The 14710-nt window shown below is 40.8% G+C and carries 14 protein-coding genes; 6 read left to right on the forward strand and 8 right to left on the reverse strand.

The window, feature by feature from the left end; genetic code table 11:
• Window positions 1–20: 20 nt before the first annotated feature.
• The 3 genes from F897_RS17905 to F897_RS03675 all read right to left on the reverse strand — a co-directional run bounded on the left by F897_RS17905 (window position 21) and on the right by F897_RS03675 (window position 3000).
• A complete protein-coding gene (locus tag F897_RS17905; RefSeq protein WP_005233364.1) occupies window positions 21–215 on the reverse strand; it encodes a hypothetical protein in 195 nt (64 codons plus the stop codon).
• A gap of 162 nt (window positions 216–377) precedes the next feature.
• Window positions 378–1742: an MATE family efflux transporter gene (locus F897_RS03670; RefSeq protein WP_005233366.1), complete on the reverse strand. Its 1365-nt coding sequence runs from the start codon at window positions 1740–1742 to the stop codon at window positions 378–380.
• A 103-nt stretch (window positions 1743–1845) separates the two neighbouring features.
• Complete coding sequence (locus F897_RS03675; RefSeq protein WP_005233368.1) at window positions 1846–3000, reverse strand: methionine aminotransferase; 1155 nt, start codon at window positions 2998–3000, stop codon at window positions 1846–1848.
• A 273-nt stretch (window positions 3001–3273) separates the two neighbouring features.
• Between F897_RS03675 and F897_RS03680 the strand changes: the two genes are divergently transcribed.
• From F897_RS03680 to F897_RS03690, 3 genes are read left to right on the forward strand one after another with little or no spacing between them, the layout of a single operon-like run.
• Window positions 3274–6102: a type VI secretion system Vgr family protein gene (locus F897_RS03680; protein ID WP_005233370.1), complete on the forward strand. Its 2829-nt coding sequence runs from the start codon at window positions 3274–3276 to the stop codon at window positions 6100–6102.
• A gap of 17 nt (window positions 6103–6119) precedes the next feature.
• A complete protein-coding gene (locus tag F897_RS03685; protein WP_005233371.1) occupies window positions 6120–8087 on the forward strand; it encodes a peptidoglycan DD-metalloendopeptidase family protein in 1968 nt (655 codons plus the stop codon).
• Window positions 8088–8098: 11 nt separating this feature from the next.
• Window positions 8099–8788 (forward strand): hypothetical protein, encoded by a 690-nt coding sequence (locus F897_RS03690; protein ID WP_005233373.1) that lies wholly within the window; start codon window positions 8099–8101, stop codon window positions 8786–8788.
• 53 nt (window positions 8789–8841) lie between these two features.
• Here F897_RS03690 and F897_RS03695 read toward each other — a convergent pair whose 3' ends face one another.
• Window positions 8842–9762 carry a Dyp-type peroxidase gene (locus F897_RS03695; RefSeq protein ID WP_005233375.1) on the reverse strand — a complete coding sequence of 307 codons (921 nt, stop codon included), beginning with the start codon at window positions 9760–9762 and terminating at the stop codon, window positions 8842–8844.
• 160 nt (window positions 9763–9922) lie between these two features.
• On the opposite strand from F897_RS03695, the gene F897_RS03700 reads away from it, so the two are divergent.
• On the forward strand, window positions 9923–10543 hold the full coding sequence (locus tag F897_RS03700; RefSeq protein ID WP_005233377.1) for a LysE family transporter: 621 nt from the start codon (window positions 9923–9925) through the stop codon (window positions 10541–10543).
• Between the two features lie 39 nt (window positions 10544–10582).
• Here F897_RS03700 and F897_RS03705 read toward each other — a convergent pair whose 3' ends face one another.
• The 4 genes from F897_RS03705 to F897_RS03720 are packed head-to-tail and all read right to left on the reverse strand — an operon-like array spanning window position 10583 to window position 13122.
• On the reverse strand, window positions 10583–11053 hold the full coding sequence (locus F897_RS03705) for a 2-thiouracil desulfurase family protein (RefSeq protein WP_005233379.1): 471 nt from the start codon (window positions 11051–11053) through the stop codon (window positions 10583–10585).
• Window positions 11054–11056: 3 nt separating this feature from the next.
• Window positions 11057–11857 carry a zinc ABC transporter permease subunit ZnuB gene (gene znuB, locus F897_RS03710; protein ID WP_005233381.1) on the reverse strand — a complete coding sequence of 267 codons (801 nt, stop codon included), beginning with the start codon at window positions 11855–11857 and terminating at the stop codon, window positions 11057–11059.
• A 3-nt stretch (window positions 11858–11860) separates the two neighbouring features.
• Window positions 11861–12643 (reverse strand): zinc ABC transporter ATP-binding protein ZnuC, encoded by a 783-nt coding sequence (gene znuC, locus F897_RS03715; protein ID WP_005233382.1) that lies wholly within the window; start codon window positions 12641–12643, stop codon window positions 11861–11863.
• Window positions 12625–13122: a transcriptional repressor gene (locus F897_RS03720; protein ID WP_005233384.1), complete on the reverse strand. Its 498-nt coding sequence runs from the start codon at window positions 13120–13122 to the stop codon at window positions 12625–12627. The genes znuC and F897_RS03720 overlap by 19 nt, the downstream gene beginning before the upstream one ends.
• 145 nt (window positions 13123–13267) lie before the next feature.
• On the opposite strand from F897_RS03720, the gene F897_RS03725 reads away from it, so the two are divergent.
• Together F897_RS03725 and F897_RS03730 are read left to right on the forward strand one after the other, a co-directional pair.
• Window positions 13268–14107 (forward strand): metal ABC transporter solute-binding protein, Zn/Mn family, encoded by an 840-nt coding sequence (locus F897_RS03725; protein WP_005233388.1) that lies wholly within the window; start codon window positions 13268–13270, stop codon window positions 14105–14107.
• A 170-nt stretch (window positions 14108–14277) separates the two neighbouring features.
• On the forward strand, window positions 14278–14676 hold the full coding sequence (locus F897_RS03730) for an ATP synthase subunit I (RefSeq protein ID WP_004780700.1): 399 nt from the start codon (window positions 14278–14280) through the stop codon (window positions 14674–14676).
• The last annotated feature ends 34 nt before the right edge of the window (window positions 14677–14710 follow it).

The raw sequence follows: 14710 nt of genomic DNA on the forward strand, positions 1-14710 counted from the left end.
CTTTGTCATAGAGGAATGCATCATCTTCCTAGGAGTCCCAGACCATCTGCAAGGAAATAAGCATCAAACAGGCCGCGTTCAGCAGTTTTCGCCAATTCAATCGCATAATCGATGCTTAAATGCTCCTGAGGACGAGATTCAGGATGGCACCAACCTGCCGCATGTTGCGAAGTCGTTGGAATAAAAGCACCCAGTTTAATTTGTCGTTTAGCCATGAGAAGACCTTGTGTTTTTATACAATACACTGCTTATAACAAGGATCTTCATGGCTGAAAAATATAATAAAAATGAATCCATATAAAAAATATGGATTAAGCAGGAAATACGCTATTTAGAGGTGCTTTGCTAAGGTTTATCCAGTAGTCCAAGCTGGAAGATTAAACCAGTGCCTCGATGGTTTTTTTCTTCCAGATAAACTGGTAATACAAGCCTTGCATAATACAAAGACAGACAAATGCCAAGGCATAACCATACCAAATCCCTTGTAAACCCCACCAGCGGCTGAACATATAGGCAGCTGGTACTTCAATGCCAATAATGGCAATGATATTGATCAACATCGGGACTGTCACTGTGCCACTGGCCCGCATGATCGAAGCAAAAATTGCGCTAGCACCAAAGAACAGAATCGACCATAAGACAATGAAGAGAAGTTGCTGACCTAGGACCACGACCTGCGGGTCAGTGATAAACAAAGCCATGAGATATTTAGAAAACAGATAAGCTAGAATTACCAGACTACCTGTGAACAAGATATTCATACTTAAGGCAGTTCGAGTCACTTTATTGAGCAAATCATTTTTACCAGCACCAATGGCCTGTGCCCCAAAGACTGAAGCTGCAATGGCAATAGAAAGAGCAGGGAACTGAATATAATTCAGTACCTGATTCACGGCACCATAGGCCGCCGTCGCTTCTGCACCATAACGGTTGACCAGACCCACAATGACCAGACCAGCGACTGAAGTTGTGACCATTTGAACCCCGGTTGGAATACCTAAGCGCAGGATAGTCTTGCTGAGCTGGGGCTGATGACGAATATCTTTGATTAAAGCCCAGTCTGGTTTTAGAGGGTGACGTTTATAATTTAAATAGAGAATAAGAAATAACAGTACAGCCAAGTTACCCAGAATGGTTGCAATTGCTGGAGAGATGATCCCCATCTTAGGAAAACCAAAATAACCCGCGATCAGGACCGGTGTCACTACCAAGCCTACACCAATCGTTAGGGCAGAGGCAAACAGTGGCGTAGTACTGTCTCCAACCCCGCGTAAAATTGAAGTATAAATAATATAAATAAAAATCAGAGGACTACCAGCCAGCATCCATTGTACATAAGGTAAAGACAGGTGCATCACATCCGGATCTGTACCTAATAATTGCAAGATATTTTCAGCAAAAAATACACCCAATAGGGCAATCAGGCTGCCACCAATCAACGTCATAAACAGGGTAGAGCCAACTACACAGCGCACTTTTTCAAGATTTCTGGCACCCCAAGCTTGTCCTACCAGAACCGTAGAACCTGCAGAGAGACCAATCACAAAGGCCATCAGACAGAACAGAATCGGGAAAAATACTGCAACTGCAGCAATCGCTTGCACGCCCAACATTTGCCCCACAAAAACAGTATTAATCGTACCGGACAGGCTTTGCAGGATGTTGGTAACCACCAGCGGTAACAGGAAAATAAAAAATGTTTTCCATAAATTCTGCTGGTGAACCAATGCTTGCTGTGCCATATGACATCCTGTTCTTGATTTTTCATATATTTATCAGGACTAAATTATCCTTGATCAGCATCAAGAACGCTTTAGCTTTTCAGTAACCAATAAGTCTATTTTTTTAAACTTTGGAAAGAATATGTGCTGCTTCTATCAAGGTTTCATCTTTTTTGGCAAAGCAGAAGCGCAATAAGTGTAAATCTTTAGGCGGCTCCTGATAAAACGCTGATACCGGAATCGCCACAACACCGTGTTGTTCCGCCAGATAGTGACACATCGACAGTGCATCCAGATCAGGACGAATTTCACTGTAATCCAGATTCTGGAAATAGGTGCCTTGTGACGGCGTCCAGTGAAAACGGGAATCTGTCAGTGCATGATTAAACAGATCCCGTTTGGCCTGATAAAAACCGGACAGCTCATGAATATGTTCAGAATGTAGTTGCATATATTCGGTCAGAGCCACCTGAATTGGGGTCACGCCACAGAAGCTGACAAACTGGTAAATCTGTCTGAACATCTGCATTAAGGCTGGTGGTGCAACACAGAAACCGGTTTTCCAGCCGGTCACATGAAAGGTTTTACCAAAAGAACCAATCACAAAACTGCGTTCACGGAGTTCCGGAAATGATGCTGCAGAATGATGACGAACTTCATCAAATACCAGATGTTCATAGACTTCATCGGACAGAACCACGATATTACGATCACAAATCAGTTCAATCAGCTGCTGCCAGTCTTGCTCTGTCCATACCGTTCCGGTGGGATTATGCGGTGTATTCACTACAATCATGCGGGTACGGTCATTGATTGCATCTTTGACCTTATTCCAGTCCACAGAAAAACCAGGATATTCTAGAGCGATATGTACCGGTTTGGCACCGACCAGCTTCACGCTTGGCGCATAGCTGTCATAACTGGGATCAAAAATAATGACTTCTTCACCTGCTCGTACCGTTGCCTGAATTGCACAGAAGATTGCAATCGTTGCACCAGGAGTAATGGTGATTTCATCTACCGGATCTAGAGTGAGCCGGTCACGATGCTGATAAAGATCAGCGACCAGCCCACGTAATACTGGTAAACCATCACCCGGTGCATATTGATTAAAACCATTTTCAACCGCCCGACTGAGGGCTTCAATCAATTGTGGTGGAGCAGGAAAATCTGGAAAACCTTGTGACAGGTTAATTGCCCCGAGTTTTTGTGCCAAGGCCGACATGGTACTAAAAATAGTAACGCCCAGATTGGGAAGTTTAGAATGTAACTCAAGCATGTCCTTGGCCTCTGGCTTATCCTGTAATCGAGGATGATGTAGGAGATATAAAGTATTCGGCTTTCAGTGTAGCAGTAAGTGAATCAGCAAATAATCAGAAAAATCGAAAAGGTTGAAACAGAATACATCTTCTATTTCATAAGCATAGAGAATATAAGGTCAGGGTAAGGCTATTCGTGGTTAATTCATGTGAAATAAATACCAAGATGGATTGTTCTAAGCTTATTCCCTAAAATCAGTGCGATAAAAATAACCTCAAATAATAATTATAAAATGCTACAGAGTATTTATACGGTGCTTGAAGGCTTGGGTCTAAGCTCACAGAAGCGTGCACTTCATCTCCGATTTTCCAATGAAATTTTAAATTCTCAGGTCCTGATTCAGCGTATTGAAGGCAGGCACTGGATCAATGAGGGACTACATGCTGAATTACTTTGTTTATCCACCCATCCCTATATTGCCTTAAAGCAGTTTATTGGCTGTCAGGTTGCTGTTGATCAGGTCACTGATCAAGGTAAGCTTTTCCGGACTACAGGTATTATTACTGCAGCTAAACAGGGGCATAGCGATGGTGCTTTAAGTGTCTATCAGCTGACTCTCGAAGATGCGACTTCACTTTGGCATAAACGCCGTAATAGCCGTGTGTTTTTGAATAAAAGTATCAAAGCGATTAGTGAGATTCTGTTTACTGAATGGCAAAAGCGAAGTGGCTTATTTGCGAAAAGTTTAAGTTTGGATCTTTCCGGACTAAATCGTGAATATGATGTACGGCCATTGGTCATACAGTCCAATGAAAGTGATTATGATTTTCTGACCCGCTTATGGCGTAGTGAGGGTATTAACTGGCTGATTGATGAAAAGGAATTAATTATTCCAATCTCAGCTCAAACCATTCAGCCACAAGTCCTGCGTCTTGTTAATGGGCAGCAATATTTTCAAGCCTTAAAACGCCGTTCCATCCGCTTCCATCGCAGTCATGCAACTGAGCAATTCGATACTATCACCAGCCTAATTGCTGAGCGACAACTTGTACCAAATAGTGTTGCATTGCAACGCTGGCAAGCTATAGATCTGGAGCAGGAGCAAAACCAGCAGTTAGTGAATATTCAGCAGAGCAGTGTTCAGGATCATACCAGTTTAAGTCTGGAAGATGTCTGGAACATCAGTCCAGCTTGGACCAGTGACCTAAAGAGAGAAGATCAGGCTACATCATCCAGTCCAGCTCAACTGGATCAACTCAGTCAGCAACTTAGTCACTATCATGCCATGCAGTCCAAATATTTTAAGGCCAGCAGTAGTGTTCGTGATGCCCAAGTCGGTTACTGGTTTGAACTGCATGACCATCCCGAAATTGATCAACATCCGCACAATGAGCGTGAATTTTTAATTTTGGGCAAACACTTCTATAACCAAAATAATTTACCGAAAGATCTTTTGCTACAGCTGGATCAGCTCATGCAGTCCAGTCACTGGAAAGTTCTGGATGATGAGAGACAAGGTAATGAGCTGTATTTAATTCGTCGAGATATTCCTGTAATACCTAAATATCATCCACTACAACATCGGCCTATGGCCTATCCACAACGGGCGAAAGTAGTAGGGCCTGAAGGTGAGACTATTTATGTCGATGAATGGGGACGTGTGAAGGTCCGTTTTTTGTTTACCCGTAGTGAAGATCATCAGCATGATGGTGGTGCTGGTGCCAATGATAATGACACTGATTCGGTCTGGGTAGATGTGCTAACGCCATGGGCAGGTGAAGGTTATGGCGCCCGATTCCATCTACGTATCGGGGAAATCGTAGTGATTGATTTCTTCGAAGGGGATATTGATCGCCCCTTTATTGTTGGACGTATTCATGAAGCTGAACGTTATCAAACTATGTTTGATAAGAAGGGGCAATTGCCATTCACTAAAAAACTAAGTGGTATCCGTTCTCAAGAGGTGGATGGCGAAGGTTTTAACCAGATTCGCTTCGATGATACAACTGGACAGATTAGTGCACAGCTGCAAAGTAGTCATGGGGCCAGTCAGCTAAATTTAGGAAATCTAAGTCATCCAAAAGAAGATGAGGCTAGCGACGGGCGTGGTGAGGGCTTTGAGTTAAGAACAGATCAATGGGGAGCACTTAGAGCGGGAGCTGGCTTGCTTCTTTCTACCTATAAACAAGAAAATGCCAATGCTAATCACTTAAATACCAGTCCTGCGAAAAGCCAGCTTGAATCAAATTTGAATCATAGTAAGGCTTTAAGTGAGATTGCCAAAAATCAGCAAACAGACCCCTTAGAAGGGTTAGATCATCTAAAAAAATTTCTGGATCAGATTGAACAGCAAGATCAAAGCAAGGCTGAAACTTTCAAACAAGCTTTAATGCTGCTGTGTGCACCGAATTCAATTGCACTCTCAACTAATGAAGATCTGTATCTTTCAGCTGATCAGCAGATTAACCACAGTGCTGCGGATAATATTAATTTTTCCACACGGAAATCTTTGATTGCTCACGCTCAGGACAAGATCAGCTTATTTGCAGCTCAACAAGGATTAAAAGCCGTTGCGGCAAAGGGAAAGGTCGAACTCCAGGCACAAGATGACGCAATAGAAACAATTGCTCGTCATAAAGTAAAAATTATTTCAACTGAAGATCGAATTGAAATTATAAGCCCTAAAGAAATTGTGCTTACTGCCGGTGGATCTCAGTTAAAGATTAATGGACAAGGTGTATTTGGAGTAACAGGTGGGAAGTTTGAGTGTAAAGCGGGGCAGCATATATTTAAAGAAGGAGCCAAAACTATTTATGAGATTCCTGAGTTGCCTAAATCTGGACCATACGCTGTAGATTTTTTATTTAATAGTTTAGGTGGTAGTGGAATTGAAGGTGCTGAAGTAACTATGTTTATACCTGAAAATAAGGAAATTTTATGGGAAGGTAAAACTGATTCTAATGGTAAAACGCAATTATCTATTTCTCAAGAATGGGTTGCTTATGAAGCATTGGTAGGATTTAAGCAATGGTCAAATATCTTTGAAGATTTAGATACTAAAGATTTAGAGGAGGAATTTGATGTGGGTGAGCATGGAATTCAAATTGAAGATATTCAATAATTATAAAGGTGTTCTCTGTGAATTATTATATTGTAAAAAAAGGAGATACATTGTGGGGTATCTCGAAAAAATTTAATATTAGAGTACAAAAAATAGCTAAAATTAATAAATTGAATGGTTCTTCTATTCATAAAATACAAGTAGGTCAAAAAATACATATTGATGAGATCAATAAGATTGAAGCTGAATTGATTTTAAAAATTATATTATTAGATTTATCTTTTAAACCTATTTCAAAAGGAATTGTAAAACTAGAATATGATGGTAAATCAAAAGAAATAAATTTTAAAGATGGTGTAATTAATGATATAGAAATCTTAGATCATTCAAAAGGTTTAAAAGTTTATTATAAAAATATAAAAAGTAATTTTGATTTAATAGCTAATCATAAAACTTTACCAATAGGGAAAAAAGTTTTAAGGCTGACTTCAAGGCAAATGAAAGTCTCCGGCAGTCACTATCCTCAATCGGGTATAGTTCAACAGACAATAGAGGAAATCAAAAAATCCTTAAAAAATTTAGCAGATCCTATTGAAAAAGGGGTAAATGAAAAAATAGATACTAGTCAACCATCTATAATTTTACCTAAGCCAGTAAATAGCCAAAAAAGAACTGATTTAGGTAATAGTACCCATATAATTGCAAGCCAATTTACAGAAGAGAACTTCATACTCAATACAGTAAATAATAAATATAGAAAATTCGTTATAGACGCTTCGAAACGTCATGGATTTACTCCACATAGTCTAGCAGCTTTAATTCATGCTGAAGCTGCAAAAAAAAGTAATGGAGAATGGGATTCCAAAAGTTTTAATACCACTACAAATGCCGCAGGATTAACACAATTTCTTAAAGGTACTTGGCTTGAACTTTGTAAAAACCAAGAATCTTTAATAGGGCAATATGCTTCAAAAAATAAATATCTTACTGAGGAGCAACTTTTAAATCTTAGATTCAACTCTGAGTTTTCGATTGATGCAGCAGCTGCTTATGCAATTATAAATTTTAAATGGTCAAAACTACCTTATCAAAAATTAACAGAGCCGAGCTCAATAGCTAAATTTGCTTATCTATTACATCATGAAGGAGCTGGAGGTGCGAGGTCATTCATAAACAATAGTTTTTCCCCAGAAAGAGCAAAAATGTTATTGCTTGCACAATTTGGAAATAAGGGTAAACAAAATGCTTTAGATTATTTGAAAAGATATGACAACGATGCAAAAGTTGCTTATGGAATATGGCTAAGAGCATACATCGATGCACATATTAATATTTATGATTATGTATTGGATAAATCTAAAACTTCTGGAATAAATTTATCTTTAGATGAAACAATTAAAATTTTATTGGGGCAAATTTCTTCACCAACACCAACACCAACACCAACACCAACACCAACACCAACACCAACACCAACACCAACACCAAGTACCGAAATACAAGAAAATAAAATTGTTGGAGGCAGCGGAATTTGGGTAGATCCTTTAGCAATAAACCAGTTAAGAGTTGCCGGTCTAGCTAATGTAAAAAGTGCTACTTTTGGGAAAGTTAGAAATGGAGGTACTAGAAACCATCAAGGTATAGATTTAGCTGCTGATTCCGGTACGAATATTTTTGCGGTATGTAGTGGGGTTATTGCTATTGCAACAGATAGTGGAAAGGCATATGGCAAAATTATAGTATTAGAAGTAAACATTGATGACTTGCCTGAAAAGCAAAAAACTTATGCATCAAAAAATATTACAAACAGCCAATCAATTTATTTTTTTTATGCACATCTATCTACCATAGATGTTGAAAAAGGAGATGTTGTTGATGCTAAGACAATTTTAGGTAAAACAGGTTCTACTGGAAATGCGAAGGGAATGACTACTATATCGAAAGGGGGACATTTGCATTTCGAGGCAAGAAGTTCAGCATTGCTCGGTACAGGCTTGCAAGGAAGATTTGATCCTATTCCTTTTTTTATAACCAAATTGATTTAGGCACTTAAAATATGAAAATACTTAAATCTATAGTAATAATTAGCAGTAGCTTCTTTTCACTATCATGTCACGCAAAAAATATAGATTGGAATGATTACCAGCAAAGTGCTACCCAAATTAAAGAACCAGTTTTATTTCTGGATCAATTTGGTAGATTCTCTCAATTAAATAAAAATTTAAAATTAAGTTTAGTTGATTATGGGGGTAAAAACAAAAAATATTCTGGTGGAGATTACATTCTTAAGAGTTATGGCGTCGAAGTTTTAAATAATCAAAAAAATTATATTTTATATCAAGGTACTGTGCCTTTAAAATCAACTGTAGATTTAAAAATACTTTATCAAGATAAAAAAATAGTTGCCTTTCGGATAAGGGAATTTAGTGAATTAGATTATGTGAAAAGACCTTATAAAAAATTTATATCTAACTTTTTTATATATAATAAGTTATCAAATTTAGTTATTGAAGCTCCAGTAGTAAATTCTTCATCTGCTAATTTAGAAAGTGATTACGGGAGTATATTGGCTGGTGATAATTTTTCTTATATTAAAGAAGAGAAAAAATATTTATATAATGCCAATATTAGGGAAAGTAACAGGAAAATTAATGACTATAAATTGATTTTAGATTCAGATTTAAAGTGCTTAACATTTACTCTAGGGTGTGAAAATATTAATTATAGAAACTTTCTTAAAAAATAATTTTTTAGATTGCTACATTATGGAGAATGTAGCAATCACCGACCTTATAAATTTTACCCTTCCAAAACCTCTTCTAGCAACTCCTCACTTGGTGCAAAGTAATACGCACCATCCATTGGAGTCACGAAATGTAGCAAGCAGTCATGGATCCCATCGCCTGATGTACCAAACATACGCACTAACATGGCATCAATGATTTTCAGGTCTTTGGTATAAGCAATGAAGAATAGGCCTTGGTCACCACGACCATCTCCATAAGGCAGAGAGTGACGTAGAATTTCCATTTCCTCGCCTTCCTCATCTTCAACAACAGTACGAGCGATATGCGCATTGGCAGGTTTTACCTCATCCTCGAGTTCAATCGATTCAAGTTTGGTACGACCCATGACTTGTTCTTGAGCATCGACTTTGAGTTTCTTCCATTTATCCAGGTTATGCGCATAACGCTGCGCAAAAATAAATGAACCGTCTTGGAAAATACCAGCATCTTCACCGAGTAAAGCCACTTCAGCACGATCATCCGGAAATTGTGGATTTTCAGTCCCATCAATGAAACCGGTAATATCACGGCCATCAAAGTAACGGAAGCAAACACGCTCATCTAATACTTCAACCTGATCGCGAATACCTTCGAAGAAAGACTGACTCAAGGCGAAACAGATATCGGCACGCGTACTGGCAATATGAATCAATACATCAGCGGGAACCACAGGCATATTAAATGAACCTTGAATTGGCTCTAATTGTTTAAAACCAGCAGGTGCCTGTTCATACAGTTTTGACCAGAGTTCAGGACCAAAAGCGACAGCCGTTTTAATTTGCGCATTCGGGTGTTGGGTAATCAGGCGATCGCGTGTAGTAAAGAGCTGTTCTAATCGTTCCTTAAAATCTTCAATACTGAGATCTTTCAGACGTAAAACAATAAAGCGAGCATGATCTGAAGGTAATGGCAAAATTACAGATTGGGCTGTCATTCATGGCTCCTGTAATAAATTTTCTGTATCCAATCCTGCTATTGTGCCTGAAGCGCTATAGAGTGAATAGTATGCAGTCTGATGTTTAAGCAATTTTTTTGGCTGAAAATATTGGAAAAGTCATATAATTAGATCCTGAATTTGAATGAGTTAAATCTCCATGTCCTATCAAGTCTGGTTTGCTTATATGTTAGCCTGTTGGGTGATCAGTATTTCCCCAGGCGCGGGTGCTATTGCTTCAATGTCGAGCGGACTGAATTATGGCTTTCGACATGGATACTGGAATGCGCTCGGCCTGCAACTCGCCCTATTGGTTCAAATTGCCATTGTGGCTGCCGGGGCAGGGGTATTGTTCGCGACTACACCTTGGGCATTTCTTGCAGTGAAATGGTTTGGAGTTGCCTATTTATTGTATCTGGCCTTTTTGCAGTGGAAAGCACCAGCGCAGTCGATTGAAATTAAACATGAACTCGCACGAAAATCAGCTGGAAAACTCGTCATCCACGGTTTTCTAGTCAATATGAGTAATCCCAAGGCAATTGTATTTTTGCTGGCAGTATTGCCGCAATTTCTGGACTTATCTAAACCGCAATGGATTCAATATGTGATTATGGCTGCGACCATGGTGACGATTGATCTGATTGTGATGGCAGGTTATACCGGTCTGGCTGCCAAAGTTCTGAGTCTTCTAAAATCGCCAAAACAGCAGAAAGTCATGAATCGAACTTTTGCCAGCTTGTTCGCTGGAGCTGCGTTTTTATTGAGTTTGGTGCATCAGTAGGGAAACCTCTCCTTAAAAGAGAGGGAATTCAACGATCTCTTAAAGAATCATCTGTAAAAATTCATCTTCAGTCATGACCTCAATATCATGCTGTTTAAATAATGCAGCCGTCACGCCATCACCCTGAATTTTATTTCCAGTAAATGAACCATCATAAATCAGCTTGCTGCCGCAAGATGGACTATTGGCTTTTAAGATAGCATGGGTGACTTGAAATTTCTGTGCTAGCTCCAAGGCAGCATAAGCTCCCTGTATAAAAGCAGTAGATACATCCTGTCCTTGAATATCTGTTACTTGAGCTAAACTTTTAAGAACTTCTAATCCTGTCCCGCCTTGAATCTCTGCTGCGGGTCGGGGTATAGGCAAACCACCACTGACTTCAGGGCAAATCGTGACATATTGATCCAGCAATAAATAATCGACCAACTCTTTTACCAGACAGTCGCGGCCATCATATCGAACCTTGTGTCCAAGCAAGCAGGCACTGATCAGGTAAAATTTGCCTGCCATGTCTTAAGCCAGTTTTTTAAACTTCTGCAGGATAAAAATAGCAGCAAACAGCACTGACATGGTCAGCACAATGGTCAGACCTGTTGACGTATTCAGACCTGCACTTGACCAGAGCCCGACTGTCACACCAATTTGTGCAATCACAAAAGCCCAGATCACCATTTGACGAGGAGAATTTGCCAGTAGGCGAGCCGTCAAAGCTGGAATCACCAGCAATGCACCCATCAAAAGAGAACCGACCGCACGTAATGCCAATACAGTAAACAATGCCAATAAGAGCATAAAGATCAGACGTTGCAGTTTTGCATTCACCCCTTCACTGATCGCCATATCAGGATCAATTGCAATCTGGATTTGCGCCTGCCAACTTTTATACAGAACGGCCAATGCCAAGATAATCACAACGGCAAAAGTAGGAAGATCTGTCCATGAAATAGTGAGTAGATCACCAAATAAATAACTCAGCAGTTCCGGTCTTAAACTCGGTAAATGCTGAATGAATAGTAGGCCTGAACAGAGCAGGGTTGCTGAGCAGAGTGCCAACAATGCATCATTCGGCAAACGTGGGTCATGAAGTACCCATAAAATCGCCACCAATAGTAAGGCGATTAAGGTGACACCAGTCCATAATGGCAAACTGAGTGCACCTGCAATGGCCACACCCAATAAAGTGCCATGTGCCATCGTGTCAGCAAAGAAAGACATACGGCGCCATAACATCAGACAGCCGAGTGGTGCGGTCAGGAACACCAAGAGTGTTCCCATAATCCATGCAGGTAATAGGAGAGATAACCAATCCATCATGGCTTAAGCTTCCGGCTCAGGGTGAATGTGGGGGCGTGAATCGTGCTGGCATGGTGTGGCTGAATCACCATGCGCACAATGGTCATGATGATGCTGGTAGAACACCCGGTTGGTACCAAAAATGGCTTGATATTCTGGATGCTGCTGTACGCTTTCTGGCAGGCCGCTACAGCAGATATGTTTATTCAGGCATACCACACGATGCGTACCTTGCATCACCCATTGCAGGTCATGTGATACCATTAAAATGGCACAGCCATATTTTTCCGGCAGGCTACGCACATATTCATACAGTTCAGCCTCAGACTGAATATCTAGACCCTGCATCGGTTCATCCAGTACCAGAATATCCGGCTGACGTAATAAGGCACGAGCCAATAGGACGCGTTGACGTTCACCGCCAGAAAGCTGTTGAACTTTGGAATTTTCCAGCTTGGCAATGCCGGTATCACGAATGATTTCAGCTTTAATAGCTGAAGGGCATTTTTCTAGTGCCAACAGATCTTTGACACGTAGCGGTAAACTATGTGAAGGATTGAATTTCTGTGGCACATAAGAGAATTTCAGCTTGCGCGCCGTTTTGATTTCACCGGATTTCGGTTTGACGATCCCAAGCATGACCTTTATTAAGGTCGACTTACCGGCACCGTTCGGACCAATCAGCGTAACAATCTCTTTCTCCTGCAAAGAGAAATCAATGGCCTTTAAAATGTCACGATCATCAATATTGACCCAAATCTTGGAAAGCTGGATCAAGGGTGATGCATTCAAGCTTTGTTGCGACACTGCTGACAGATTCCTGAAATTTCGATAATGCTGTGGTGTGCACTAAAATCGTCTGAAGCCGCCAAGGCATCCAGTTGTTCTAATAAACCTTGTGCAGATGCTTCTTTAACCGCTTTACATTCAGTACAAATCAAGAACGCTGCCTGATGGCCTTCACGCGGATGGCAACAGGGAATATAGGCATTAATGGACGTCAGGCGGTGAATAAAGCCTTTTTCTAATAGAAAGTCGAGTGTACGGTACACTGTTGGTGGGGCAGCAGGACGGTCGCTGGCATTTTTCATTTGTGCCAGCAGATCATACGCACCCATCGGGCCGCTTGCATTCAGAATCAGTTCCAGTACCTCTTTGCGTAAAGGAGTGAGGCGTGCGCCACTTGCCGCACAAAGACTCTCTGCTTCGGCCAGACGCTGCGCGACATTTGGATGGTCGTGTACGCCGTGCAATGCATTGTGGTGTTCGTGCGAACATGAACCCATAGTTCACCTCAGGTGCGAAACTGAAAATTAAAAGATTTCAAATCTTAACATGAAGCGTCCAGAGTTTCGATTGGGCATAGGTATTTTTGTAATTTTGTTATATTATAACACTACTAAATTTGTCCTTATATAGCGATTTCTCTTCATGTTCCGTTTCCTTGCCCTGTGTAGCCTGGCTTTGTTCAGCACCCTAAGCTGGTCGCAAAGTCTGGTGGTTTCAACGCAGCCGATTTATCTGATTGCCAAGTCCATTACTCAAGGCGTGGAACAGCCGACTTTATTATTGGCTAATCAAAGCGGTCATGATGTCAGCCTGACCCCGGCACACCGGAAAACGATTCAGGATGCTGGTCTGGTGATCTGGTTAGGGCAGGCACATGAAGCACCGTTGGCAAAAGTGTTGAACAATAACAATAAAAGTATCGCGATTTTAGATTCGGGTATTCTGACCACTTTGCCAATGCGTAATCCACGTGGGCAAGCCTTAAAAGATACTATCGATACCCATGTCTGGCTCGATCCTAACAATGCAGTACGTATCGGTTTCTTTATTGCAGCCCTACGTTCTCAGCAACTGCCTGAGCATCGGGAGGCCTATTGGAAAAATGCGCGTGACTTTGCCCAAACCATGTTTTTGACTGCACAGCGTTATAGTTCTACAAGTAAAGCTAAACCTTATTGGTCCTATCATGATGCCTATCAATATCTGGAACGCCCATTGAACCTGAAGTTCATGGGGGCTTTGACGGATGATCCACATGTGTCACCAACCGTGGCGCAGATCAAGTATCTGCAAGACAGTCGTGTGCAGAGCAAAATGTGTCTGCTGGCAGAAGCACATGCTGGTGAAAATCAGTACCGTAAACTGAAACCGATTGTATTCCAGAGTGTCGATGAAAGCATGAGTGGGGCAGGGGACTTTATCCAGGCCTGGCAGAAATTGGCCGAGCAAACCCGTAAATGTGTGTTAAATGCCCATCAATGATTTAAAAATAATCAAGTTTTGATTAGTTTGCCAGCATTTGATCTGTTGAAAAAAACACGACTAAGGTCGGGAAAAGATTGCATGTTCAGGGGTGTAACTCTATAATGCCTGCGATTAAAAATAATCATCAGCTAAACTTGTCAAGCATGCTTGCTGTGAGTGAATAAATAATGAGCCGAACTAGTCGCTTGATTGACCGACGATTAGCGAAAGCTTTAGTCCTCTTACAAGCATTAATGATTCCTGTTTCAGCCTTGATTGGCTGGGTCGTGAAAGACTCAACCTTAGCCTTGAGTGCCGCTTTGGGGGCGTTCGTCTGCTGGCTTGCGAGTTGTTATTTTTCATGGCAATCATTTCGAGCGGCAGGAGCCCGGGCATCTAAGCAGGTTCTTTCGAACATGTATAAAGGCCTGATGGGCAAGTTTGCAATTGTGATTGTTGGTTTCATTTTAATTTTAAGCAATGTCAAGCCGTTATCCCCGGTTGCGTTGTTTTGTGGTTTTATGCTCGTTCAAGCCATGTCGTGGGTCGCTCCTTTTTGGGTGTCACGTCTACAAAAACGAGTTTAAACACAACAAAAAATTGAAAAGTTTTTTTAGGAGC

The sequence above is a fragment of the Acinetobacter variabilis genome, from assembly GCF_000369625.1.
Lineage (GTDB): Bacteria > Pseudomonadota > Gammaproteobacteria > Pseudomonadales > Moraxellaceae > Acinetobacter > Acinetobacter variabilis.